Origin of the sequence: Kribbella sancticallisti (genome assembly GCF_039530625.1) — a bacterium.
GTDB classification, from domain to species: Bacteria; Actinomycetota; Actinomycetes; order Propionibacteriales; family Kribbellaceae; genus Kribbella; species Kribbella sancticallisti.
In genome coordinates this window covers 34090-59445 of record NZ_BAAAOS010000010.1, presented here as the reverse complement: position 1 = coordinate 59445, position 25356 = coordinate 34090, and the positions used below count along the sequence as shown (strand labels likewise).

The 25356-nt window shown below is 68.8% G+C and carries 19 protein-coding genes; 13 read left to right on the top strand and 6 right to left on the bottom strand.

The window, feature by feature from the left end:
- The first annotated feature begins 2 nt into the window (after positions 1 to 2).
- Together ABD255_RS06620 and ABD255_RS06615 are read left to right on the top strand one after the other, a co-directional pair.
- Positions 3 to 770 (top strand): WecB/TagA/CpsF family glycosyltransferase, encoded by a 768-nt coding sequence (locus tag ABD255_RS06620; protein WP_344210889.1) that lies wholly within the window; start codon positions 3 to 5, stop codon positions 768 to 770.
- 16 nt (positions 771 to 786) lie between these two features.
- The gene (locus ABD255_RS06615) at positions 787 to 2037 is read left to right on the top strand and encodes an MATE family efflux transporter (RefSeq protein ID WP_344210887.1); all 1251 of its coding nucleotides are present in this window, start codon (positions 787 to 789) and stop codon (positions 2035 to 2037) included.
- Here the strand turns inward: ABD255_RS06615 and ABD255_RS06610 are convergent.
- From ABD255_RS06610 to ABD255_RS06595, 4 genes are all read right to left on the bottom strand, one after another.
- Positions 2024 to 3526, bottom strand: a complete 1503-nt coding sequence (locus ABD255_RS06610; RefSeq protein WP_344210885.1) for a fibronectin type III domain-containing protein — start codon at positions 3524 to 3526, stop codon at positions 2024 to 2026. The genes ABD255_RS06615 and ABD255_RS06610 overlap by 14 nt on opposite strands.
- 14 nt (positions 3527 to 3540) lie before the next feature.
- Positions 3541 to 5724, bottom strand: a complete 2184-nt coding sequence (locus ABD255_RS06605; protein ID WP_344210883.1) for a LamG-like jellyroll fold domain-containing protein — start codon at positions 5722 to 5724, stop codon at positions 3541 to 3543.
- A gap of 74 nt (positions 5725 to 5798) precedes the next feature.
- Positions 5799 to 7322, bottom strand: coding sequence for a WD40 repeat domain-containing protein (locus ABD255_RS06600; protein WP_344210881.1), 1524 nt, complete (start codon positions 7320 to 7322; stop codon positions 5799 to 5801).
- Positions 7323 to 7483: 161 nt separating this feature from the next.
- A complete protein-coding gene (locus ABD255_RS06595; RefSeq protein WP_344210879.1) occupies positions 7484 to 9691 on the bottom strand; it encodes a LamG-like jellyroll fold domain-containing protein in 2208 nt (735 codons plus the stop codon).
- Positions 9692 to 9932: 241 nt separating this feature from the next.
- Here ABD255_RS06595 and ABD255_RS06590 point away from each other — a divergent pair, with 241 nt between their 5' ends.
- Positions 9933 to 11555: a Wzz/FepE/Etk N-terminal domain-containing protein gene (locus ABD255_RS06590; RefSeq protein WP_344210877.1), complete on the top strand. Its 1623-nt coding sequence runs from the start codon at positions 9933 to 9935 to the stop codon at positions 11553 to 11555.
- A gap of 30 nt (positions 11556 to 11585) precedes the next feature.
- Entirely contained in the window at positions 11586 to 12890 is a 1305-nt protein-coding gene (locus ABD255_RS06585) for an O-antigen ligase family protein (RefSeq protein ID WP_344210875.1), read from the top strand.
- 40 nt (positions 12891 to 12930) lie between these two features.
- Here ABD255_RS06585 and ABD255_RS06580 read toward each other — a convergent pair whose 3' ends face one another.
- Positions 12931 to 13995 (bottom strand): right-handed parallel beta-helix repeat-containing protein, encoded by a 1065-nt coding sequence (locus tag ABD255_RS06580; protein ID WP_344210873.1) that lies wholly within the window; start codon positions 13993 to 13995, stop codon positions 12931 to 12933.
- Positions 13996 to 14585: 590 nt separating this feature from the next.
- Here ABD255_RS06580 and ABD255_RS06575 point away from each other — a divergent pair.
- Entirely contained in the window at positions 14586 to 14990 is a 405-nt protein-coding gene (locus ABD255_RS06575; RefSeq protein ID WP_344210871.1) for a hypothetical protein, read from the top strand.
- A gap of 94 nt (positions 14991 to 15084) precedes the next feature.
- Here ABD255_RS06575 and uxaC read toward each other — a convergent pair whose 3' ends face one another.
- Positions 15085 to 16491, bottom strand: a complete 1407-nt coding sequence (gene uxaC / locus ABD255_RS06570) for a glucuronate isomerase (protein WP_344210869.1) — start codon at positions 16489 to 16491, stop codon at positions 15085 to 15087.
- A 197-nt stretch (positions 16492 to 16688) separates the two neighbouring features.
- On the opposite strand from uxaC, the gene ABD255_RS06565 reads away from it, so the two are divergent.
- Genes ABD255_RS06565 through ABD255_RS06530 form a run of 8 tightly spaced genes read left to right on the top strand, consistent with a single transcriptional unit; the run spans position 16689 to position 25356 of the window.
- Positions 16689 to 17693 carry a LacI family DNA-binding transcriptional regulator gene (locus ABD255_RS06565; RefSeq protein WP_344210867.1) on the top strand — a complete coding sequence of 335 codons (1005 nt, stop codon included), beginning with the start codon at positions 16689 to 16691 and terminating at the stop codon, positions 17691 to 17693.
- 19 nt (positions 17694 to 17712) lie between these two features.
- Positions 17713 to 18918: an ABC transporter substrate-binding protein gene (locus ABD255_RS06560; RefSeq protein ID WP_344210865.1), complete on the top strand. Its 1206-nt coding sequence runs from the start codon at positions 17713 to 17715 to the stop codon at positions 18916 to 18918.
- The gene (locus ABD255_RS06555) at positions 18915 to 20024 is read left to right on the top strand and encodes an ABC transporter ATP-binding protein (RefSeq protein WP_344210863.1); all 1110 of its coding nucleotides are present in this window, start codon (positions 18915 to 18917) and stop codon (positions 20022 to 20024) included. Before ABD255_RS06560 ends, ABD255_RS06555 begins: the two co-directional genes overlap by 4 nt.
- Positions 20021 to 20923 carry an ABC transporter permease gene (locus ABD255_RS06550; protein ID WP_344210861.1) on the top strand — a complete coding sequence of 301 codons (903 nt, stop codon included), beginning with the start codon at positions 20021 to 20023 and terminating at the stop codon, positions 20921 to 20923. The genes ABD255_RS06555 and ABD255_RS06550 overlap by 4 nt, the downstream gene beginning before the upstream one ends.
- The gene (locus ABD255_RS06545; RefSeq protein WP_344210859.1) at positions 20920 to 21780 is read left to right on the top strand and encodes an ABC transporter permease; all 861 of its coding nucleotides are present in this window, start codon (positions 20920 to 20922) and stop codon (positions 21778 to 21780) included. The genes ABD255_RS06550 and ABD255_RS06545 overlap by 4 nt, the downstream gene beginning before the upstream one ends.
- Positions 21777 to 22991: a D-mannonate dehydratase ManD gene (manD, locus tag ABD255_RS06540; protein ID WP_344210858.1), complete on the top strand. Its 1215-nt coding sequence runs from the start codon at positions 21777 to 21779 to the stop codon at positions 22989 to 22991. Before ABD255_RS06545 ends, manD begins: the two co-directional genes overlap by 4 nt.
- Positions 22985 to 23926 carry a sugar kinase gene (locus tag ABD255_RS06535; RefSeq protein WP_344210856.1) on the top strand — a complete coding sequence of 314 codons (942 nt, stop codon included), beginning with the start codon at positions 22985 to 22987 and terminating at the stop codon, positions 23924 to 23926. The genes manD and ABD255_RS06535 overlap by 7 nt, the downstream gene beginning before the upstream one ends.
- The gene (locus ABD255_RS06530; RefSeq protein WP_344210854.1) at positions 23923 to 25356 is read left to right on the top strand and encodes a mannitol dehydrogenase family protein; all 1434 of its coding nucleotides are present in this window, start codon (positions 23923 to 23925) and stop codon (positions 25354 to 25356) included. Before ABD255_RS06535 ends, ABD255_RS06530 begins: the two co-directional genes overlap by 4 nt.

Genomic DNA, 25356 nt, shown 5'->3' with positions numbered 1-25356 from the left:
CGATGACCGTTGGGACGAAGCAGGAGCGCGTCGACGTGCTCGGGATCCATGTCAGCGTCACCGACATGGACCAGACCGTCGACACGTTCGCCCGGTGGATCGACTACGGGGATCGGCACCTGGTCTGCGTCTCGGACATGAACGCGCTGCTGCATGCCCGCGCCGACGAGCGACTCACCGAGGTCTACAACACCTCGGGGATGACGCTGCCCGACGGGATGCCGCTGGTCTGGGCCGGGAAGAAGGCCGGCTTCGACCAGATGGCCCGCGTCTGCGGACCGGACCTGCTGGAGCGAGTGATGGCCGAGGCCGCCGAGCGCGGCTGGACGCAGTACTTCTATGGCGGAGCCGACGGGGTGGCCGAGCAACTGCGGGACACCTTCACCCGGCAGCACCCGGGGCTGCGGGTGGTGGGCGCCTACTCGCCTCCCTACCGCCAGTTGACCGAGGCCGAGGACGCCGAGATGGTCGACCGGCTGAACGAGGCGAAGCCGGACATCATCTGGGTCGGCCTGGGTGCGCCCAAGCAGGAGCGCTGGATGGCCGAGCACCGGGACCGGCTCGACGCCGCGATCCTGATCGGCGTCGGCGCCGCGTTCGACTTCCACACCGGCCGGCTCGATCGCGCACCGGGCTGGATGCAGCGGTCCGGCCTGGAGTGGAGCTACCGGCTGTACAAGGAACCGCGTCGGCTCTGGCGCCGGTACGTCCTGGGGATTCCGCGCTTCGGGGTCGGCGTCCTGCGCCGGCCGCCGCGACCCGTGTCGTGAGCTCAGAAATGCTGTCTTGAAGCTTCGGAGACTGGTCGGACCCGCCGGCCGAGCGGGCTGGGGACTGGCCGATCAGGGCCTGTCCAGCCTGAGCAATCTGGCGGTCGGGGTCTTCGTCGCGCGAAGCAGCAGCGTCGCCGACTTCGGCATCTATGCGCTCGCCTTCGGCGGCTACACGATCGCGCTCAACGTCTCCCGCGCGGTCGCCACCGAACCTCTCTCCGTACGGCACTCGGGCAGTCGTAGCCCGGCCTGGGAACGAGCAGTCCGAGCCTGTACTGCGACCGCCGTGCTCGCGGGGCTCGTCGGCATGTTCGTGGGCCTGGCGATCGCGCTGTTCCCGGGTGTCCCGTCCAAGGGCGTGCTGATCGCCTTCGCGGTGACCCTGCCCGGGTTGTTGTTGCAGGATGCCTGGCGCTGGGCCTTCTTCGTCGTGGGGGAGGGCCAGAAAGCCTTCTTGAACGACCTGATCTGGCTATTGGCGATGGGCGCGATCTTCGCCGGGCTCTACCTCACCGGCTCGGCTACAGCCTTCACGCTGACGCTGGGCTGGGGACTGGGCGCGGTGGTAGCCGCTATCGCCGGCCGGTTCCAGGCTGGCGTGACACCCCGGCGGCAGCTCATCAAGGAGTGGCTGCAGAGCCACCGGGACCTGACCCCGAAGTACGTCGGGGAGATGCTCGCGGTGAGCGGCACGATCCAGGTGTACCTGATCGGGATCACCGCAGCCGCCGGACTGGCCGCGACGGCTGGTATCCGCGGCGCGCAGGTCCTGCTGGGCCCTGTGAACGTGCTGAACCAGGGGATCCGCATGATCGCAGTACCGGAGGCTGCGCGGGCTCTGCAGCACTCCTACCGGCGATTGTGGCTTGTGGGCCTGGCGATCTCACTGGGCGTCGGTGCCGGGGCTCTTGCTTGGGGAGCGGTCTTCCTGCTGTTGCCAGAAGTAGTGGGCAGGGAGTTGCTCGGCCCTGGCGTTTGGGCTCAGGCCAGGACTGTCATGGTCCCGGTGATCCTGCTGCAGGCGTTCGGTGCCTCGAATGCCGGTGCCTTCGCCATCATGCGCGCCCTCACAGCCGCTACCAGAGGTCTGCAGGTCCGCTTGGTCTCCTCGATCATCCTGATCGTCGCAGGCGTCGGAGGAGCCTTCCTGGCCGGCCCCAAGGGTGCGGCTTGGGGCCTGGCCGTCGCGTCGTTCTGCACTCTCCTGTTGTGGTGGCACGAGGCTCACCGGGCCATCGCGGCCCACAGGCTCACCGCACAGTGACGGTGGAGTAGCCACCTCGTACTGCGTTGTTCCCGTCGTAGACCTCGATCCGGTACATCTGCGAAGTACCGGAAGGGGCCGTAGTGTCGGTCAGCGTCACCGTCGGCCGGCTCCAGAAGGTGGAGTTCGCCGTGGTGGTGGCGACCACCGTGTTGCTGCCGCTGCGGAGCAACCGGTAGGTCAGGGTGATGTCGTCGTTGTCCAGTGACGTCTGGACGGTCGCCCGCACCTGGCCGGTCGTAGTACTGGACAGTGTCGGCAGCACCGGGCCCAGCGGAGCAGCACCCGGGCCGAGGTTGGTGAAACGGGTCAGGCCCTGCTGGTTGGCGCCGTTGACCTTGGTGAAGTCGCCACCCACCCAGAGATCGGAACCACCCGTGGCCGAGACGAGCGGCCCCACGAAGGTCGGCGTACCGGCGTTGGTGTTCGGGAACCACGGGCCGAGGTTGCCGTTGGCCGGGTTCTGCAGCAGCAGGAAGTGGGCGCCGGTGCCGTCCGCGAAGGCTCCCGGGCAACTGTGCGCGTGCGAGCCCTTGAACAGCCAGCCGTTCACCATCGTGATCGCCTCGGTGGCGCCGAGGCAGTTGTTCTTCCAGACCAGGTTGCCGGTGGCAATGTTCGCCGCCCAGGTCCCATCGAAGCAGCCGCCACCGTCGCCGGCGTTGGCGAAGTACACGACGCCGCCGCTGGTCTCGATGTCCTTGACCCGCGAGGTGCACCGGCTGTTCGGCAGCGGCACCGCGGCCGCCGCCGCGAACGGGAGTTGGGCGCCGGTCGAGTTGTTCACGCTGGCCACGGCCCAGCGGCTGACGCCACCGATGGTGGAGAAGGTGCCGCCGAGGTAGACCTTGGAGTTGTCGTCCGCGGCGTCGATCGCGTAGACATCCGCGTTGGCGTTCGGGTTCCACGGCAGCAGGCTGCCGGTGACCGTGCTGATCGCCGCCGCGCGGTTGCGGGTGACGCCGTTGACCAGGCCGAACGAGCCGCCGAAGTACAGGCTGGTGCCGCCGATGGCGATCGTCTTGACCCGGTAGGAGACGCTGGGCCGGATGTTCGCGACCAGCGCGCCGGTGGCAGTGTCGAAGGCCGCGACCCGGTTGCGGACCTGACCGTCGACGCGGGTGAAGTCGCCGCCGACATAGACCCGGGAGCCGTCCGGCGAGGCGACGATCGACCAGACGACGCCGTTGAGGGTGTGGTTGAAGCCGGTGTCGAGAGCGCCGGTGGTCTGGTTGAACGCGGCCAGGTAGGTCCTGACGGTCTGGCTCGTACCGGCCGCGGCGCCCGGCGGGCGCACCCGGGTAAACCGGCCGCCGACGTACGCCTTGCCCTTGGCAACGGCCAGCCCGAGCACGCTCGCGTCGGTCTGCCAGGCCGAGTTGGCGACCGCCGTCAGGGATGCTCCGGTACCGGGTGCGGGAAGCGCGGGCACGACGGCCAGCGCGAGCCCTGCCGCGCTGAGAGTACTGATGATCCTTCTGAGTCGCATGTCTGTTCCCCCGGTCAGCGTGCGTCGAAGTGGGTCTGGACCTGGCTCGCGTCCAGCGCCGTCGGATAAACCGCTACTTCATCCAGTGTGCCGTCGATCCCGGCGTTCGTGGGCTGGTTCGGCCAGGCGTTCAGGTTGTCGGCGCCGATCCGCCAGTACCCCGTGTACGCCTCGGCGGCGGTCACGCTCTGAGTGCCCAGCAGGACGCCGTCCAGGTAGAACTTCATCGAGCCCGGCGAGAAGGTGCCGACCACGTGGTGCCACTGGCCGTCGTTGGTACCCGGCGCCGAACTGATCGTCCGGGTCGAGCCGTCGTAGACGCCGAAGGTCACCCTGCCGTCGTTCTGCAGGTAGACGTGCCGGTCGTACTGGCTGCTGGTCCCGTTCGGGTTGTTGCCGAAGCCGACGATCTTGCCGCCGCTGCCGGAGGTGGTCTGGTACCAGGCCTCGACGCTGAAGTTCTGCGGCTGGCTGGTCGAGGTCTGCCCGATCATCCGGCCGTTGCCGGTGAAGTCGGCCGCGGTGTTGCCGCCGCTGGTGAGTACGCCGGTCGCGCCGAGGCTGACCCCGGAGTACGGGCCGGTGTTGTTCTGCCCGGACGAGTCGGTCGCGTTCGCCGTACCGCTGGGCTCACCGAGTCGCCAGTACGCCGTCGGCCCGTCCGCCAGGATCTGCTGGTCGTACGGCGCGTCCACGCTCGCCACGGTCACCGGGGCCGAGTAGTTGCCGCGCAGGGTGTGGCTCCCGTCGGTCACCTCGATCCGGTACACCTGCGAGGACCCGAAGGGGAGACCGGTGTCGGTGAAGGAGAGCCAGGGCCGGTTCCAGAACCTCGAGTCCGCCGTGTACGTCGCGACCACGGTGTTGCTGAAGCCCCGCAGTACTCGGTAGGTCAGGGTGATGTCGTCGTTGTCCACGACGGTCTGGAAGTTCACCTTGACCTGGCCGGCCTTGTAGCTGGTCGGGTTCACCGGGGCCGGTTTGGCCGGAGCCGCACCGGGTCCGGTGTTCGTGAAGCGGGCCAGGCCCTGCTGGCCGCCGCCGTTCACCGTGGTGAAGTCGCCTCCTACCCAGAGGTCCGCACCACCTGTGGCAGACACCAGCGGGCCTACTGCGGTCGGTGCGCCGGTGTTGGTGTTCGGGAACCAGGGACCGAGCTCACCGGTGTCCAGGTGCTGCGTGAGCAGGAACCGACCGGGGCCCTGCGGGAACCCGTTGCCGCCGAGGTAGGCGCAGTCGTGCGCGTGGGAGCCCTTGTAGAGCCAGCCGTTGACGACGGTGACGGACTCGGTCGCGCCCAGGCAGTTGTTCTTCCACAGCAGGTTGCCCGAGGCCACCTCCGCCGCCCAGGTGCCGTCGAAGCAGCCGCCACCGTCACCGGCGTTGGCGAAGTACACCCGGTCGCCGCTGGTCTCGATGTCCTTGACCCGCGAGGTGCAGCCCGGCGCCGGGTTCGGTACCGCGCTTGCGGCCGGGAAGACCTGCAGCGATCCGTCGATGGGATCCAGGCTGGCCACGGACCAGCGCGCAGTACCGTTCATCGTCGAGAAGTTGCCGCCGACATAGACCCTCGAGCCGTCGTCGGCCGCGTCGATCGCGTAGACGTCGTTGTCGGCTTGCGGAGCCCAGGGGAGCAGCGCCGCGGTACTGGTCGTCACGGCGGCCAGGCGAGGCCGGGCGACATTGTTGACCAGACCGAACGAGCCGCCCAGGTAGACGGTGCCACCGGAGACCGCGAGGGCCTTGACCCGGTAGGAGACCGAAGGCTTCCAGTTGGTGACCAGGGCGCCGGTGGCGGTGTCGAAGGCGGCGACCCGGTTGCGGGTCTGCCCGTCGACGTTGGTGAAGTCGCCGCCGACGAAGACCCGGGACCCGTCGGCCGAGGCCGCGATGGCCCAGATCATCCCGTTCAGGGTGTGGTTGAACCCGGTGTCGAGCGCACCGGTGTTCTGGTCGAACGCGGCCAGATAGGTCCGCGTCGTCTCGCTGGTACCGGCTGCCGCCCCCGGTGGCCGGACCTTGGTGAAACGCCCCCCGACGTACGCCTTGCCGTTCGCCACCGCGAGTCCTTGCACGCTGGCGTTGGTCTGCCACGCCGGGCTCGTCAGAGCCGGCAGCGAGGCGCCGATGCCCTGGGCCGGAGGTGCTGGTGACAGCAGCGCTGCCACCAGCAATCCACCCAGAGCGAAAATCCCCACCTTCTTCACAACATCCCCCCTCAAGGATGTACCTCTCGCGCCGCTTGGTGCGGCCGAGAGTCACATGGCCCGGCTCACCGGACCTTCACCGAGAACGCCGGGCCCTTCATGATGTTGCGCCCGTCGTGCACCTCGATGTGGTAGCTGACCGTCTGGCCGCTCTTGACGCCCTTGTCGACCAGGGTGATCGTCTTGCGCGGCTCCCAGTAGTAGGTGTTGAGCTTGTACGACCCGATGTTGGTCGCGCCGCGGAAGACGTTGTAGGTCAACGAGATGTTGTCCAGGTCGTAGACGTCGCGGAAGCTGACCGTCACCTGGTTGGCCAGCGTGCTCGACAGAGCCGGAGCCTTCGGTACCGCCGGTGCCGCGCCCCCCGGCGCGTTCGTGAACCGGGTCAGACCCTGCTGGATCTTGCCGTTCACGTGCAGGAAGTCGCCGCCGACCCACAGGTCGTTGCCACCCGAGGCCATCGCCAGCGGGCCGACCTTGGTGGTGCTGGCCTGGTTGGCGTCGGTGTTCGGGTACCACGGGCCGAGCTTGCCGTTGATGCCGCTCTCCACCAGCAGATAGTGCGTACCGGTGCCGTCGCCGAAGGCGCCGGAGTCGCTGCAGTTGTGCGCGTGCGAGCCCTTGTAGACCCAGTTGCCGATCGCCTTGATCGCCTCCGTCGCGCCCAGGCAGTTGTTCTTCCACAGCAGCTTGCCGGTCGGCACGTCAGCCGCCAGGACGCCGTCGTAGCAGCCGCCGCCGTCGCCGCCGTTGGCGACGAAGACCTTGTCGCCGAGCGTGTCGATGTCCTTCACCCGGGTCGTGCACTTCAACGTCGGCTTCGGGATGGCCGCCGCGGCCGGGAACGAGAAGGCCGCGCCGGTGGTGTTGTTCAGCATCGCCAGCGAGTAGTGGTCCTTGCCGTTGACCTTCGTGAACGGTCCGCCGACGAACACCCGGGTGCCGTTGTCGGACAGGTCGATCGCGTACACGTCGTCGTCGGCGTTCGGGTTCCACGGCAGCAGGTCGCCCTGGATCAGCCGGACCGCGGCGAGCCGGTTGCGGACCTTGCCGTCCACCGTGCCGAACGAACCACCGAGGAACACGCTGTTGCCGAAGATCCCGAGCGCCTTGACCCGGTAGTTGACCGCCGGGTCCCAGGCGGCGACCAGCTTGCCGGTGACCACGCTGAACATCGCGATGTGCTTGCGGGGCAGGCCGTTGACGGTGGTGAAGTCGCCGCCGATCACGACCCAGTTGCCGTCCGGGCTGGTGGCGATGCTCCAGACGGCGCCGTTGAGCTTCGGCGCGAACGCCGTCGGCGCGCCGGTGGTGCGGTTGAAGGCAGCGATGTAGGTCCGGGCCGCCTCGCCCTGACCGGCCGGCTTGCCGGGCTGCCGGATCCGGGTGAACAGGCCGCCGGCGAACACCGTGTTCCCGGAGACCGCGAGCGCGTTCACGCTGGAGTTGGTCTGCCACGACAGCTGCTTGATCGCCGACACGGCCGAGCCGAAGCCCGACGTGGCCGCCACCACCGGTGGCCCGGAGGGGATCAGGGCAGCGCCGAGCACAGCGGCAGCTGTCACGACTGCCAGAACTAGCTTCTTCATCAACGTCCTTAGGACTGGGCGGAGGGGGATGCGTTGGCACGCGAAATCTAGCGCTGGTGGGAGACCAACGTGAAGCTGGCCTCCCTCCGGCGTTATGACTTTGTGCTATAGCAGCCCGACCGTCCGCTCAGCGTGCGGTGTTCGGGTGGTTCTCGTGCTGATCAGCGGGCGTTGTAGTGAGCCAGCACCTGGGCGTCGGTCAACGCGTACGGGTAGACCGCCGCCTCGTCGATGACCATGCCCGTCTGCGTCGCCCCACCACCCGACCAGCTGTTGGTGTTGTCGTTGCCGACGCGCCACCAGCCGTAGTACAGCCCGGCCTGGCCGACCGTCTGGCTGCCGACCAGCACGCCGTCGACGTACAGCTTCATCACTCCGTTGTCGAAGCTGCCGACCGCGTGGTGCCAGTTGCTGTTGTTCTTGTTCGACGCGCTGTTGAGGATGCGCTGGGTGCCGTCGTTGATCCCGAAGCTGACCCGGCCGTCGGACCGCAGGTAGAGCATCCGGTCCTGCTGGCTGCTGCTGACCGTCTTGGAGTTGCCGAAGCCGATGATCCGGCCGCCGCGGAGGAAGCTCTGCTTGAACCAGGCCTCCACGGTGAACTGCTGCGGCATGCTGTAGGCCTTCTCGCCGACCATCTTGCCGTTGCTCGCGCTGGCGCCGGCCGCGGTGTTCCCGGCGATCGCGCCGGCCTGGCCGAGCGTCATCCCGGAGTACGTGCCGTTGTTGCTCTGGCCGGAGGAGTCGACCGACGTGGTGGTGCCGACCGCCTCGCCGAGCCGCCAGTACGCCTGCGGGCCGTCAGAGCCGATGATCTGCTCGTACGCCGTCGACGCGGTGCTCGCCACCGTGATCGGGTCGGAGTAGTTGCCCCGGATCGTGGTCGTGCCGTCCGTCACCTCGACCCGGTAGTTCGTCACCTCGCCCGGCGTGACGTTGGTGTCGGTGAAGTGCAGCCACGGCTTGTCCCACGGCGTCGACGTGGCGGTCCAGGTCGCGATCGTGGTGTTGCTGAAGCCCTTCAGCAGCCGGTAGGTCAGCGTGCTGTCGTCGTTGTCCACCACCGTCGGGAAGTGGATCTGTACGACCCCCGGCTGGACGCTGGACGGCGTCAGCTTGGCGGGCTTGGCCGGAGCCGCACCCGGGCCCGCGTTGGTGAAGCGGGTCAGACCCTGCTGGCCGGCACCGTTGGAGGTGGTGAAGTCGCCACCCACCCACAGGTCCGAGCCGCCGGTCGCGAACGCCAGCGGGCCGACCTCGGTGGGCGGACCGGCGTTGGTGTTCGGGAACCACGGGCCGAGCTTGCCGTCGGTCAGCGACTGGGTCAGCAGGAAGCGGTAGCCGAAGCCCTGCGGGAAGCCGCCGGCGCCGTTGTAGGCGCAGTCGTGGGCGTGCGAACCCTTGTAGAGCCAGCCGTTGACGACCTTGATCGTCTCGGTCGCGCCCAGGCACTGGTTCTTCCACTTCAGCGCGCCGGTGGCGATGTCCGCGGCCCAGGTGCCGTCGAAGCAGCCGCCGCCGTCACCACCGTTGCCGAAGTACACGGTGTCGCCGCTGGCGTCGATCGCCTTCACCCGGGTGGTGCAGGAGCCGTTCGGCGGCGGGACCGCGGAGGCGCCGGCGAACGGCAGCACGGCGCCGGTCACCGGGTCGAGGCTGGAGACGGTGTTCTGATTGGTGCCGTTGACCGTGCTGAACTGGCCGCCGGCGAACACCTTGGAGGCGTCGTCGGCCACGTCCACGGCGTACACGTCGCCGTTGGTCGAGGGGGCCCAGGGCAACAAGGTGCCGAGGTCGGTGGTGACCGCGGCGAGCCGGAGCCGGTCGTTGCCGTTGACCAGGCCGAACGAGCCGCCGAAGTACACGGTGCTGCCGGACACGGCGATGGTCTTGACCCGGTAGGAGACCGAGGGCTTCCAGTTGGACACCAGCGTGCCGGTGGCGGTGTCGAAGGCGGCGATCCGGTTGCGGGTCACGCCGTTGACGGTGGTGAAGTCACCCCCGATGAAGATCCGGGAACCGTCCGCGGACGCGGCCACGGCGTACACCTGGCCGTCCAGGACCGGGTTGAAGGCGGCGACCAGATTGCCGGTGGTCGCGTCGAACGCTGCCAGGTAGGCCTGCCCGACCTCGTTGGTGCCCAGTGGCGAGCCCGGCGGCCGGACACTGGTGAAACGGCCGCCGACGTAGGCCTTACCGGCGGCGACGGCGATCCCCTGGACACTCGCGTTGGTCTGCCAGACCGGACTGTCGAGCGCCGAGAGGGAGGCACTGACGCTCTGGGCCGGCGGTGCCAGCACCAGGACCCCAGTGGAGGCCAGCAGAGCGCCGACGACTCCCAGACGTGCGAACAGCCATCTCTTCTTCATACAGCGGTGTCCCCCTCGGACAGGCGCCGCCCCGGCGCCGTACAGGTGTGATTTCGCGACGATGGTGAAATCCCCCGATTTCCCCCGAGCACAGAGTAGGCCACAGAAAGTGAGGTTTGACCAGTCTCCCGCGCGCGGCGGACCCGAGGTCGGTTTCATGGGGTGGGCGATCCCTATATCCTGTGCCTCGGCAAGGATCCGGTCACCACATGTGACCAGCGTTGGTTGGATTGGGGACCGGATGGAACCGGGCACTGTGGTCTGGCGGGACACCGCTCAGTCACTTCTGCGACACAAGTGGCTGATTCTGGGCTGCGTCCTGCTGGGCATCGGCGGTGCGGCGGTCTTCTCGCTGTCCCAGACCGAGCGGTGGACCGCGTCCAGCCAGGTCGTGATCGGCCCGGCCGTGCCGCCGGCGCTGGTCGGCAACCTGCCCACCGGTGCGGACAAGACCGGTCCACTCGGCCTCGACCTGCCGGCCGAAACGCAGGCCCGGGTGATGGCCAGCCCGACGATCCTGCGCGAGGTCGCCAAGTCCCTCGGCCTGCCGACGAGCGACGACTCGGTCCAGTCGCTGGCCTCCGTCACCCGGGTCAAGGCGGTCACCGACAACGCGTACCTGATCACCATCGACGGCCCGACCGCCGACGACGCGGTCAGCCGGGCGAACGCGATCGCGCGGATCTACCTCGCCCAGCGCCAGACCGAGGCCAAAACCCTGCTCGTCACGCTGGCCAGCCAGGCGACCGACCGGGCGAAGACGGCGACGGCCCAGTCCAGGACCCTGGTCAGCCAGATCTCGGACGCCGTCCAGAACGGCGACACCCAGACCGCCGCGGCGCTGCGTGATCAGCGGGTCGGTCTCGCGACCGAGGCCAGGCAGGCCGCCGACGACGCGTCCGCGATGAACAAGGCTCTGTCCGGCGTCGGTGCCAGCAGCCAACTGGTCACGCCGGCCACCAAGGACACCGCGTCCTCGTCGCCGCTGGTGATGCGCGACATCACGGTCGGCGGCATCCTCGGCCTGGTGCTGGGTCTTGGCCTGGCCCTGCTGAGCACTCACCTGAGCCCGTTCATTTTGACCCGCGACCAGGCTGCGCGCGCGGCTGGTTCACCGGTCATCACCGCGTCGGTCGGGCATCGCCGGTTCTGGCACCGGGCCGCGCCGCAGTTGCCGCCGTCGGAAGTCACCGCTTTGGGGACGGAGGCCAGCGGCGCACTGGCTCGCCGCGAGCTGAACCCGAAGGGGATCGGTGGAAGTGGCGCGGGCGCTCTGCTCGTCGTGTCAGCCTCGGCGACGCCGAACTCCGCCGGCATCGCGCTGGCGATGGCCGAGGCGAGTGCTCGTGACGGCCGCGAGACGCTGCTCGTCCTCGCCGACCTGCGCGGTACTCCGGTCGTCTCGCACGTGACCGATCATGAAGGCCTCACCGACCTGGTCACCGAGCCCGCGGCGACGCGCGCAGTACGGGCTCGCAAGCTGTTCCGCCCAGGCACGGTCGCGGACCTCTATGTACTGCCTCCGGGGCTGAGCCACGACGATTCCGCGCTGGCCGTCGGGCCTTCGCTGGTGCCTGGCATCGTGGCGGACCTGCCCCCGGGGTACTCGGTGGTCATCCACGGTCCGGCGTCGGTCGGCCGGCACGGGATCAGCCCGCTGGCCGCGGCTGTCGACGCCTCGGTGCTGGTGATTCAGGTGGGCCTCGACAAGGAGACCGACGTCACCCGGCTGACCGCCGCTCTCGCGTTCGCGGGCGCGCCGGTGCTGGGCGTAGTACTGATCGGTGCTTCGCGGCATGACGAGACGTTGGGGATCCCGCTGAACTTCAGTTCGGCCGACCCGGTCGCGCCGCCGATCCGCTGACGGTGCTTCGATGACCCCGATGGTGCTTCGATGACCCTGACGGCGCCGCCGGTGCCGGGAACCACCTACGAGACCGACCGCGACAAGTCCAAGTGGCTGTGGATGCTCTTGTGGTGCCTGCTGGTTCTCGGCGTCCAGCCGTGGTCGTCCCGGGCCGCCGCGCCGCAGGGCACCACCGGGTCGACCAACAGCCTGATGAAGGGCGTGCTGCTCGGTGCGATCTTCCTGATCGCGCTGGCGGCGATCAAGCCGGGCTTCCGGACCCGGGCCAATCCGGCCACCAACCTGTACGTGGCCTACGCGCTGTTCGCGACCGCCACGGCGTTCCTGCTCGCCGACCCGGTGGGCCCGCTGCTCCGGCTGGCCCGGCTGCTGATCGGGTTGTCCCTGCTCTACATGCTCTGGCGACCGCTGGTCCGCAGGCCCGAACGCCTGATCCGGGCGCACCTGGTCGCTCACCTGGTACTCGCCCTGACGGTCGTCCTCAGCGTCATCTGGCGTCCGGAGGTGGCCTGGCGGCCGCTCAGCTCGTTCGGCACCGGCTACCGGCTGCAGGGCGTCCTGATCCCGATGCTGCCACCGCGAGTCGGCGAGGTCGGAGCGATCCTGGCCGGCCTCGCGATCATCGCGCTGTTCTCGCGCAAGCTGAAGTTCATCCCGGCGAGCACGCTGATCGGCATCGGCCTGGTACTGGTCGCGCTGAGCCGCACCCGCACCGCGGCCGCGGCGATCGCCTTCGGCCTGGTGCTCGCTCTGATGCTGACCCGCAAGACCTGGTTCGGCCGGATCGCGTCGATCTCCGTGCCGGGGTTGATGGGGCTCGCGTTCCTGGTCGTTCCGTCCCTGCACAACTGGTTGCTCCGTGGCCAGGGCACCAAGCAGATCAGCTCACTGAGCGGCCGGACGACCAGCTGGCAGTACGTGCTGGACGAACAGGTGTCGCTGCAAACCGCGATCATCGGCCACGGCCTGGGCAACAAACGCGTCCTGCTGCGCCGCGGCGAAGGCGACATCGACGTGATGGCAATCGACAACAGCTGGCTCGGGCTCTATTGGGAGACAGGCCTGCTGGCAGTCACCATCGTCGGCATCGCGATGATCGTCGCCTGGGTCTGCGTACTGCGCGCCCCCACGCCGTTCGTGAAGGCCAGCGGCGCCCTACTCCTCGGCTACGTCTCAGTCGCCTCTCTGAATGAAAGCGGCCTCTCCGACCTCAGCTCGATGACTCTCCACCTGCTGGTAGCGGCAGCCGTCTGCGACTCCGACCGCTTAAGAGCCCGAGCCAAGTCCCTAACCACAAAACCAATCACCACCACCAAAACCCGCTGGGTTTAACTAACCCCAGCGGCCTGGCCCCAGCCGCCACCCGCGGGCGCTAGCTGCTGATGCTGTCCTTGTCGAAGCCGGCTTCCTGCCACTGGGTCCAGGTCATCGTCTTGCCGCGCCAGGCGAACCGCTCGGCGTTCTGCCCACCGATCCGATAGCTGTTCCGGCTGAACGTGATCGCACCGTCCGGCGCCGGCGAATCCTTGTTCTCGACCACACCCGTGCTCGCGGACTTCGCGTCCATCACCACCTGGTTGGCCTCGATCACGACGTCCTTCAGCACGTACTTCCCGCGCGGCCCGTCGCCGCGAGTCCGCGACTGGATCGCGATGCCGTTCCGGTTGTCCTTCACCAGGTTCCCGGCCACGGTCACACCGGCAGACGTGTTCACGTTGATCCCGCCGCCGTCCCACAAACTCGGCCCGGACCCACGCCCGGTCCCGAACCCGTTGCCCTCGACCACGTTCTGCTCGATCGTCGCGTTGTAGCTGATCTCGTACCGAATCCCGTCCGCCGCGTTGTCGCGGATCCGGTTCCCGGTGATCACCCGGTCGTACTCCGCGATGTCACTCCACATCCCGATCCCGCGGTTCGCCACGATGTCGTTGCCCGACACCTCGCCGGACGACCGGGTCGACTTGATCCCGCCGGACTCCCAGTCCGCGATCCAGAATCCGTCGGTGTTGTTGCGGGTGACCAGATTGCCGGTCAGCTTCACGTCGGCTGAGTGGTACTGCCCGATGCCGAGCTGCCCGTTGTCTGCGACGGTGTTCCCGCTGACGACGGCCTTGTCGCCCTCGATCACCATCACCCCGACCGCGTGGTTCCAGCGAACCTCATTGGCCGTCACCTTCCACCCGGGCCCGACCTGGAGCGCACCACCTTGCGGCTTGCTGGCGAAGTGCTCGATGGTCAGCCCGGTGATGGTGACGTCGGCCGCGGACGCCTCGATCGCAGTACGGGTGCGTGACATCTCGACGGACTTACCAGCCGGGTCGTCGGCGACGTACACGGCGTTGGCTTGATAGTCACCGAAGAAGGTCCCGGACTCGAGCGCGTCCAGGCTCATCACCCGAGTGAGGTGCTTGCCATCCACGAAGATCTGCTCACCCACCTGGCAAGGATTGGTCTTCTCGTCCTCGCACCTGCCCTTGAGCTCGTACGCCGCCGGCAACACCCCGCGGACCACCCAACGCGCGGGTCGTCCTCGACCTGCAGCGCCGTCCGCCCGCCACCCAGTCAATGGAACCGACCCGGTCAGCACAGCCCCTTCACTGCTAGCCAACGTAACCCCGGCCTTAGGCCGCAGCGCCCGCCCGATCCTGTGCAGACCTTTCCCGAAGCAGAACGTCTTCGCCTCCGGGTTGGCCTCGATCACCTTCTGCGGATCCGCGCCGACCGCGATCATCACGCCTTCACACTTAGCCGCAGTCGCCGGCCCAGTCGGCCCAAGCTTGACGCTAGCCGCGGAGGGAGCGGCGGTAGGCACCCCAAGACTCGGCCCACTCGGTGCCGGAGCCCCTCGCTCTGGATCGTCGCTGCACCCCGCCAACAAGAAGACAGCGACCAAAGCAGCCCCCGCCGACGTGATCCCGCGTCCCATTCGTTCCCCTCATACCCAAGACCAACCCCGGAAGTCGCCCAACTATAGGTGCTCACCCAGGGCTTGCAATCGATACCGCGGTACACCCCTACGGTCGGAACATGTCCGTTACCAAGAACCCCCACCCACCGTCGCCCACGAGCCCGCCGCCCACCGACGAGAACACGTGGGTCCCCTCCTCGTGCACCCTGCCAACCGTCGAGCAACCGCTGAGGGTCGCCGAGTTCGACCAGTTCTTCGCCGACTCGGTCCAAGCCATTCGCCGAGTCGACCCCACCAGACTCGACCTGACACTCCTCCCGACAACCGAACCTCAAGCCAGAGATCTAGCCACCCGCGAAGTCTCCTGCTGCTCCTTCTTCACCTTCGACTTCACCCCCACGACCGACACTGCCGGTGCAGCTGCGTTGACGATGACCATCACCGTCCCAGCCAGCCCCACCTACAGCGCCGTACTTGACGCCGTCGAAGCCCGTGCGAACACACGCAGCCGCCCAGGCGCGTGAACGCACATAGTCGCCCTGCCGAACCCGGCGCCTCGACGAAAAGCTCAGCAGCACCTTCGCCAGTTCGCGGCGCTCGTGTGCACGCAGCGGCGGGTCAGCGGATGTACGTCGTCCGGGCGAGGTTGTACGCGAGGTCCTGCGCCACCTGGAACGCGTCGTCCTCTTCCAGGCGGTGCTCGACCACAAGCTTCGCCAGGTAGCCGGCGTCGATCCGGCGAGCGAGATCATGCCGAGCCGGGATCGACAGGAAGGCCCGCGTGTCATCGACAAAGCCAGACGTGTTGTAAAAGCCCGCTGTCTCCGTCACCAGTTCGCGGAACCGCCGCATCCCGTCCGGGCTGTCGAGGAACCACCACGGCGCGCCCAGCCGGACCGTCGGGTACACACCGGCGATCGGGGCGAGCTCACGCGAGTACGTGGTCTCGTCGACGGTGAAGAGCACCATCCGGAACCCCTCGGCATGACCGAACTTCTCCAGCACCGGCCGCAACGATCGCGTGAACTCGGTCGCTACCGGGATGTCGTGCCCCTGATCCGGTCCGTACGTCGCGTGGATGTCCGGGTGGTGATCCCGCAGTACGCCCGGGTGAAGCTGCATCACCAGCCCGTCCTCGGCCGACATCGCCGCCATCTGGAACAGCATGTGCCCTGCGAACGCGGCAGCATCGTCGGCCGACACCTCACCCTTCCGCGCGGAGTCATAGATCCGCGTGGCGGCCGCGTCCTCCAGGGGACTAGCCGCCGCGCTGAGGTGCCCGTGGTCCGTCGCCAGCGCACCGGCGGCGCGGAACGCCTCCCGCCGCCGCCGAAGTGCCTCCAGATAACCCTGGTACGTCGAAGTGTCGGTGTCGGCGCGTTCGCCGAGCTGCTCCGCGAGGTCGCTCCAGCCGGGCCGGTCGAGGTGGACCAGGGCGTCCGGCCGGAACGTCGGGATCACCCGCCCGGGCAGATCGGCGGCCAGCTTCGCGTGGTACGCCAGATCGTCCGTGGCCGCGTCGGTGGTGGAGATGACCTCGATCTTGAACCGGTCGAGCAACGCGCGCGGGCGGAACTCGGGCTCGGCCAGTCGCGCCGAGATCTCGTCGTACAGCTGGTCGGCCGTCTCCGCGGAAGGTGCGACGTCGAGGCCGAGCACTTCGGAGAACTCGTGCTCGAGCCAGTAGCGGCTCGGAGTGCCGAGGAAGAGCTGCCAGCGTGAGCAGAACTCCCGCCAGATGTCGCGCGGTTCGGCGGTGCGTACGCCGTCGCGGCGGGGGAGTCCGAGCCGGTCGGGCGCGACGCCCTGGGACACCAGCATCCGGGTGACGTAGTGGTCCGGCACCACCAGCAGGTCGGCGGGGTTGCCGAACGCTTCGTCGGTCGCGAACAGGCCGACGTCGACGTGACCGTGGAAGCACAGCAGCGGCAGGTCCTGGGTGGACGCGTGGATCCGGCGGGCCACCTCGCGCGCCTCGCCGGCGGGCAGGGCGCGGTCCGGATGAGGCTGCAGGGCCTTCGGCATGGGTCCTCCGTGAGGGGTCGACTGCAACGGATGCTGCAAAGGATTGCAGTACTGTCAGCCTCGCACAAGTCCAGGAAATAAGGGAAGTCCAGTAGTTGACCGCAATCGGCCATTGAAGTCTTGACACAAGACTGCAACCGATTGCAGACTCACCCAACGGCCCGCTCGGGTCGCCCGGAGCGAGGCTGGAGGTGGAGATGGCCGCGACGATCCGCGACGTCGCCCGCCTGGCGGGCGTGTCCCCGTCCACCGTGTCGAGGGCACTGTCGATGCCGGGCGTGGTCAACGCCACCACCCGGGCCCGGGTCCAGGCGGCGGCCGATCGGCTCGGCTACGAACCGAACCGGGCGGCCCGCGGACTGATCACCGGCCGGACCGGGAACATCGGGCTCGTCGTCCCCGACCTGGCGAACCCGTTCTTCCCGAGCGTGGTGAAGGGCGTTCAGGCCCGGGCCCGGGCGTCCGACGTGGCGGTCTTCCTGGCCGACACCGACGAGGACGCGAGGGCCGAGGCCGGTCTCGTCCGCGCGCTCGCCAAGCAGGTGGACGGGATGATCCTGTGCTCGCCCCGCGCGAGCCAGGAGGACCTGGCCGCGATCGCCCAGGAGACGACCGTGGTCCTGGTGAACCGGCTGGTCGAAGGCATCGCCGCGGTCACCTTCGACAACGAGGGCGGCATGCGGCAGGCGGTCGCTCACCTGGTCGCGCTCGGCCACCGCAAGATCGCCTGGGTCGGCGGACCGCAGACCTCCTGGTCCAGCGCGCACCGCATTCTCGGCCTGACCGCGGCCGCCCGCGACTCAGGAGCGGAGCTGATCGAGGTCGGTCACTTCGCCCCCACCTACGACGGTGGGATGGCGGCCGCCGACCAGGCGGTGGCCACCGGTGCCACCGCCGTCGTGACGTACAACGACCTGGTCGCGATCGGGCTGCTGGCCCGGTTGCACGCACGGGGAATCTCGGTGCCCGACGACCTGAGCGTGGTCGGCGTCGATGACATCGCCATGTCCAGGATGTCCCGGCCCGCACTCACCACGGTGCGGCTGCCCAAACAACGGGCCGGCGAGATCGCGGTGGAGCTGCTGCTCGCCGTCCTCGACGCTCCCGATCCGGACACGATCGTCGGCAGCCGCGGCAGCCTGCCCGGCGAGCTGATCGTGCGGGACTCCACCGGCGTGGCCCACCGCCAAGCACGACCCTGATCCAGAGGAGACAACTCGGATGCGCCCCTACCGGATGATTGCCACGGCCGGCGTTCTCGCCGTGCTCGCAGCCTGCGGAGCCCCAACCAGTGGCCAGCCGGCCGCCGAAAGCACCGGCGACGTGCCGGACAAGCCGTCGAAGGCCGTCACCCTGAACATCCTCGACGTGGCCGGCAACCTGCAGCTGACCCAGGGCATGATCGACGAGTTCGTCAAGCAGCACGCCGACGTGATCTCCAAGGTCACCTACTCCAAGTCGCCGGCGCCCGAACTGGCCGGCAAGATCAAGGCCCAGCAGAACGCGAACCGGGTCGACATCGACCTGGTCCTGACCGGTACCGACGGCCTGTCCGCCGGGCAGCAGCAGGGCATCTGGAACGACCTGCTGCCGAAGTACGCCGACCGGCTGCCGGGCATGAAGGACTACCTGCCCCCTGCGCAGAAGATGCAGGAGCTGGCGGGCAACAGCGGGGTCACCGTGACGTACTACCCGTCCGGCCCTCTGCTCGAGTACCTGCCGGCGAAGGTGGCCAACCCGCCGACGAGTGCCGAGGAGCTGCTCGCCTACGCGAAGGCGAACAAAGGCAAGGTGATGTACGCGCGGCCCTCGAACTCCGGCCCCGGCCGCACCTTCCTGATGGGTCTGCCGTACGTGCTCGGTGACAAGGACCCGAAGGACCCGGTCAACGGCTGGGACAAGACCTGGGCCTACCTCAAGGAGCTCAACCAGTACGTCGACTACTACCCGTCGGGTACGGCGGACACGATGAAGGCGCTGGCCAACGGTTCGTCGAACATCATCGTCAGCACCACCGGCTGGGACATCAACCCGCGCGTCCTCGGTACGATCCCGAAGGAAGCCGCGATCACCACGCTGAAGGGCTTCCACTGGGTCACCGACGCGCACTACGCCGTCGTACCGAAGGGCGTCTCGACCGACAAGCAGGCCGCGATCCTGCAGCTGCTGCAGTTCATGCTCACCCCGGAGCAGCAGGCGAAGGCCTATGACAAGGGCTACTTCTACCCGGGTCCGGCGGTCAAGGGCGTCGAGCTGTCGCAGGCGCCGCAGGAGAGCCAGGACGCGATCAAGAACTTCGGCCGGCCGGAGTACGAGAAGCTCATCGCCGACAACCCGACCGAAGTACCGCTGGACGCCAAGGGCCTGGTCGCGGCCTTCGACAAGTGGGACCGCGAGGTCGGTGGTAGCAAGGTGAAGAGCTCGTGACCGGATTCGGCCGGCTCCGGCTCGACGGCGTCGGCCGCCGGTTCGGTACGGCGGACGCCCTGGCCGACCTGGACCTGACGATCGAGCGGGGCGAGTTCATCGCCCTGCTCGGGCCGTCCGGCTGCGGCAAGTCGACCGCGCTGAACTGTCTGGCCGGCCTGCTGCCGTTGACCGCGGGCAGCATCTGGCAGGACGACCAGCGGATCGACACGCTTCCGCCGGAGAAGCGCGGCTTCGGCATGGTCTTCCAGAACTACGCGCTCTTCCCGCACCTGACCGTGCGCGACAACATCGCCTTCGGGCTGCGGATGCGCCGGTTGCCGAAGGACGAGGTACGCCGCCGGGCCGACGCGGCGATCGAGATGGTCCGGCTGGAGGAGCACGCGAGCAAGCTGCCCGGCCAGCTGTCCGGCGGGCAGCAGCAGCGGGTCGCGATCGCCCGGGCGACGGTGCTCGAGCCGTCCCTGGTGCTGATGGACGAGCCGCTCAGCAACCTGGACGCGAAACTCCGGCTGGAGATGCGGACCGAGATCCGCAGGCTGCACCAGTCGCTCGGTCTGACCACGGTCTACGTCACGCACGACCAGGAAGAGGCGCTCAGCATGGCTGACCGTCTGGTGGTGATGCGGCTCGGCCGCGTGCAGCAGATCGGCACGCCGGAGCAGGTCCACACCAAGCCGGCGACCTGGCACGTCGCGGACTTCATGGGTTACCGGAACCTGCTGCCACTCGTGGCCAACCGGGTCGACGGCGACGCCGTGACGGTGCCGCTCGGCGGGACCACCGTGAACGGCGTCGCCCAGGGATCGATCAGCTCGGGCGACGAGGTCGTCGCGGCGGTGCGGCCGGAAGACGTCCGGCTCGGGAACGAGGACGTCACCGGGCTCAAGGGACGCGTCGAGGTCGTCGAGTACCAAGGCCGCGAGCTGGCCGTCGAGGTCGCCCTCGACGGCGGGGTCCGGCTGCACGCGCGGACGGATCGTCAGGTCGTGGCCGGCGACAACGTCTCGGTCACGGTCACCCCCGGACGGCTCCTGGTGTACCCGTCCGAGAGCTCGGCCGATGTCCCCGTGGCCGAACTGGCGCCGGCAGGTCTGGCGGTATGAGCGCCCGCACCGAGTCCGCCCCGTCCCTGAACTGGCGGCATCGGCTGGCCGAACGTGGCGTCGACCGGAAGCTCTGGATGTTGCTGCCGGCCACGGTCTTCGTGCTGGTGCTGTTCATCTACCCGTTCCTCTACGGCCTGAGCCTGTCGTTCCAGCCGATGGAGGGCGGTGGCGTGCTCGCGAACTACCAGCGGTTCTTCGGCGACGCCTACCAGCGGGACACGATCGCCACCACGCTGAAGATCGCCCTGCCCGCGGCGCTGCTGAACGTGCTCGCCGCGGTGCCGATCGCGTTCCGGCTGCGCGGCCGGTTCCGGGGCAAGCGCCTGATGACCACGCTGCTCGTCGTCCCGATCACGCTCGGCACCGTGCTGACCGCCCAGGGGCTGCTGAACTTCCTCGGCCCGACCGGCTGGTTCAACCGGGTGCTGATGGCGATCCACCTGACCGACGACCCGGTCCGGCTGACGAACAACTACTGGGGTGTCTTCTTCTCCCTCGTCATCACCGGGTTCCCGTTCGCGTTCCTGCTCGTCCTGTCGTACCTGAGCGGGATCGACCCGACCCTGGAGCGAGCCGCCGCCACGCTGGGAGCCTCCCGCGCCCAGCGGTTCCGCCGGATCACGCTGCCGTTGCTGGCTCCCGGCCTGGCGACCACCTTCCTGCTCACCTTCGTGCTCGCCTTCTCGGTCTTCCCGTCGGCCGTGCTGGTGGGTAACCCGGCCGGTTCCACCCGGGTGATCTCGCTCGCGGCGTACCAGGCCGCGTACGAGCAGTACGACTACTCCTACGCCTCCGCGATCGCGATGATCATGGGCGCGGTGGAGCTCGTCGTGGTCGCGATCGTGCTGGTCTGGCGGGCTCGGCTCTATACCGGATCCACCGGAGGTAAGGGATGACCGCCACCGCAGTACCCGCGAAGCCGCGGCGTTCGCTGAAGGCGACGCCGACCGCCTGGGTGATCTGGGCCGCCGTCGTGTTCTTCTTCATCAACCTCGCCGGGATCGTCGGCTCGGTCCTGGTGAGCTCGTTCGGCAAGAGCTGGTTCGACACCTGGCTGCCCAGCGGCTTCACCACCCAGTGGTACGGCGACGCGTGGCGGGAGTTCGGCCTGCTGCAGGTCGTCACCGTGACGCTGCTGGTGTCGGCGCTGGTGGTGATCCTGTCGGTGCTGATCGGCGCGCCCGCGGCGTACGTGCTGGCGCGGCAGAACTTCCCGGCCAAGCGGCTCGTCTACCTGACCTTCCTGCTGCCGATCCTGATGCCGCCGATCACGTACGGCATCCCGCTGGCGACCGTGCTCTACAAGTTCGGCTTCGCGGGGCACCTGTCGGGCGTCGTCCTGGCCAACCTGGTTCCATCGGTGCCGTTCGTGATCCTGACCATGACGCCGTTCATCGAGCAGGTCGATCCGCGGGTCGAGAGCGCGGCCAGGATGCTCGGCGCCGGGACCCGGGCGATCTTCCTGAAGATCCTGGCGCCGCTGCTCGTCCCGGGCCTGCTCGCCTCGGCGATCCTGGTGCTCGTGCGCACGGTCGGCATGTTCGAGCTGACCTTCCTCACCGCCGGACCGGACTCGCAGACGCTCGTGGTCGCGCTGTACTACTCGATGTCCGCGGCCGGCATCCGGGCCCAGCAGTCGGTGGACGCGATGGCCGTCATCTACACGTCGATGATGCTGGTGCTGCTCGTCGTGGCGCTGCGTTTCGTCAATCCGACCCAGCTGGTGGCCCGGGTGAAGGAGGAACCTGAATGAGGATCACCGCCGCCCGGGTGGTGGTCACGAGTCCTGGACGCAACTTCGTCACGCTGAAGATCGAGACCGACGAAGGCGTCCACGGCATCGGCGACGGGACCCTGAACGGTCGTGAGCTCGCCGTCGCCTCCTACCTGAACGACCACGTCATCCCGCTGCTGATCGGCCGGGACCCGGCGCGGATCGAGGACACCTGGCAGTACCTGTACCAGGGTGCGTACTGGCGACGCGGACCGGTGACGATGTCCGCGATCGCTGCCGTGGACACTGCCCTGTGGGACATCAAGGGCAAGGTCGCGGGCCTGCCCGTCCACCAGTTGCTCGGCGGCCGGAGCCGCGACGGCGTGACCGTCTACGGACACGCCGGCGCCGATACCACCGAGCAGTTGCTGACGGAGGTCGAGCACTACGTCGGCCTCGGCTACAAGGCGGTCCGGATCCAGACCGGCATCCCCGGACTCGCGTCGACGTACGGCGTCGGCCACGTCGGTACGACGTACGAACCCGCCAACGCGGAGCTGGATCTGCCGGCGGAGAGCGTCTGGTCCACCGAGAAGTACCTGGCGCAGGTCCCCTCGGTGTTCAAGGCGGTCCGTGACGAGTTCGGGCCGACCCTGCGACTGCTGCACGACGTCCATCACCGGCTGACCCCGATCGAGGCGGCGCGGCTCGGGAAGAGCCTCGAGCCGTACTCGCCGTTCTGGATCGAGGATCCGGTCCGGGCCGAGCTGCAGGAGGGGTTCCGGCTGATCCGGCAGCACACCACGACGCCGATCGCGGTCGGTGAGGTGTTCAACAGCATCTGGGACTGCCAACAGCTGATCTCGGAGCAGCTGATCGACTTCATCCGGACCACCGTCGTGCACGCGGGCGGCATCACCCATCTGCGCCGCATCTTCGACCTGGCCGCGCTTTACCACGTGCGGAGCGGCTCGCACGGCGCGACCGACCTGTCGCCCGTCTGTCTGGCGGCCGCGCTGCAGCTCGACATCTCGATCCCCAACTTCGGTCTCCAGGAGTACATGCCGCACTCGCCGGAGACCGACGCGGTCTTCCCGCACGGCTACAGCTTCGCGGACGGCTATCTGCAGCCGGGAGAACAGCCCGGTCTCGGCGTGGACCTCGACGAAGAGGCCGCGGCCGCCTATCCGTATCGCCCGGCCTATCTGCCGGTGAACCGCCTGGAGGATGGAACGGTGCATTCATGGTGATCCCGGACGTGCTGGTGATCGGCGAGATCCTGGTGGAGCTCAGCTCCACCGAGCCGCTCGACGCCGGTACGAACCTGACCTTGAACTTCTCCGGCGACGCGCTCAACTCAGCCGCCGCGGCCGCCGCTGCCGGGGCGCACACGGCGCTGCTCGCGCGGGTGCCCGACGATGAGCTGGGCGACCGGCTGCTCGAACGAGTGGTTGCGCTAGGCATCGATACGTCCCAGGTACGCCGGGTGAACGGCCAGCACGGGCTCTACCTCCAGCACGCCGATCCCTCCGGCGACCGGGAGTTCACCTATGTCCGCCGGGGAAGTGCCGGCTCGGGACTCGGCCCCGGCGATGTGCCGCTCGATCTGGTCGCCCGGGCCGGTGCGGTGCTGGCCAGCGGTATCGCGTGTGCGATCTCCCCGCTCTCGGCAAAGGCGGTGCGAGTCGCGGCCTCCAACTCGCGGTGCTTCGTATTCGACCCGAACTGGCGTCCCCGGCTGGTGGACGCGGCCGGCGCGGCGGAGCACCTCCGCGGGCTGGCGAAGTACACGCGGCTCGTCACGCCGGCCTGGCCGGGAGAAGCCCAGTTGGTGAGCGACTCCGACGACCCGAGCGCCGTCAGTAGTGCGATCCGAGAGCTCGGCGTGCGGGCGGTGGCATTGACCCGCGGCGCAGAGGGCGTCCTGCTCGACGACGCGGGGCGGATCATCGAAGTACCGGCGATCACCGCGCCGATGGTGGTCGACCAGACTGGTGCGGGAGATTCCTTCGCCGGGACAGTGACGGCGAGACTCGCGCTGGGAGACGAGTTGGTGGACGCCGTCCGGCTCGGAGTGGCGGCCGCTTCGCTGTCCGTCGGCGGGGTGGGCGGCACCGGCCACGTCGCCACCCTGGAAGAGACCCGGGCCCACGCGGCCAACGGAGCAGCGGAGGTATCGGCATGACCGCACGACTGAGTTTCGCCAGCCTCCCGGCGGCTCACCCGCCGGCGGTGGATCCTCGCGAGCTGACCGTCGGCATCGTCCACCTCGGGCTCGGCGCGTTCCACCGCGCCCACCAGGCCGTCTTCACCGAGGAAGCCGCCCGCCTGACCGGAAGCACCGGCTGGGGTATCGGCGGGGTCAGCCAGCGCTCGACAGCCGTTCGCGACCAACTCGCCCCCCAGAACGGCCTGTACGCCGTACTGACTCGTGGCCCGGGTGATCCCTCGATCCGGGTGATCGGCAGCATCCGGGACATCCTGACCGCGCCGGAGGACCCGCAGGCCGTGGTCGACCGGATCGCCGGCCCTGAGGTCGCCGTGGTGACGCTGACGGTGACGGAGAAGGGTTATCGGGCCGCCGCGGCCGGGGGCCTCGACCTCACGGATCCGGAGATCCGGGCGGACCTCACCGGTCGGCCGCCCCGGACTGTCGTCGGGCAACTGGCGGCCGGCCTGGCTCGGCGGGCCGAGCTCGGAGCCGGCCCGCTCACGATCGTCTCCTGCGACAACTTGGTGGCCAACGGCCCCTTCCTCCGGCGGCTGATGGAGGACTACGCGACCGCCGCCGGTGCGCCGGCCGGCCTGGCGAAGCAGTTGGAGGTGGCCAGGTTCCCCGCCAGCATGGTCGACCGGATCGTGCCGGCCACCACGGCGGCCGACCGGGACGAGGCCGCGCGCCTGCTCGGAGTACGGGACGAGGCTGTGGTGGTCGCGGAGCCGTTCCTCCAGTGGGTGATCGAGGACGACTTCGCCGGGCCCCGGCCGGATTGGGACCGGGCCGGCGCCGTGCTCACCGACGACGTGGCGCCCTGGGAGCAGGCGAAGCTCAGGATGCTGAACGCGACCCACTCGATGCTCGCGTATCTGGGCGGGCTGCGCGGTTACGAGACGATCGCGCAGGCCGTTCGCGACGAGGAACTCGCTCGGCTGGCGCAGCAGTTGATGACCAGCGACGTGGTCCCGACGCTGACGCCGCCGGACGGGCTGGATCTGACGGCGTACGGGGCGAGCGTCCTGGAGCGCTTCGCCAACCCTGCTCTCAAACACCGCACTGCCCAGGTCGCAATGGACGGTTCGGTCAAGCTGCCCGTCCGCCTGCTCGGGACGGTCCGCGACCGCCTGGCCGCCAACGCCGAGCCCCGGCTGGCGTCTCTGGCCGTCGCTGCCTGGATGGTCTACGTCGCCAGGGGCCAGGACGTGAACGGCCGCCCACTGTCCCTGGACGACCCGCAGGCGGACAAGCTTCGCGCGGCCCTGCAGGGGTCCGGACAAGAACCTCGGCAGTTGGTGGAGGCGCTCCTGGGCGTCGAGTCCGTCTTCGGGCCCGACCTCCGTGAGTCCGAGACCTTCCGTGGGCTTCTCACCGGCCACGTCACGGCGCTGACGAGCTGA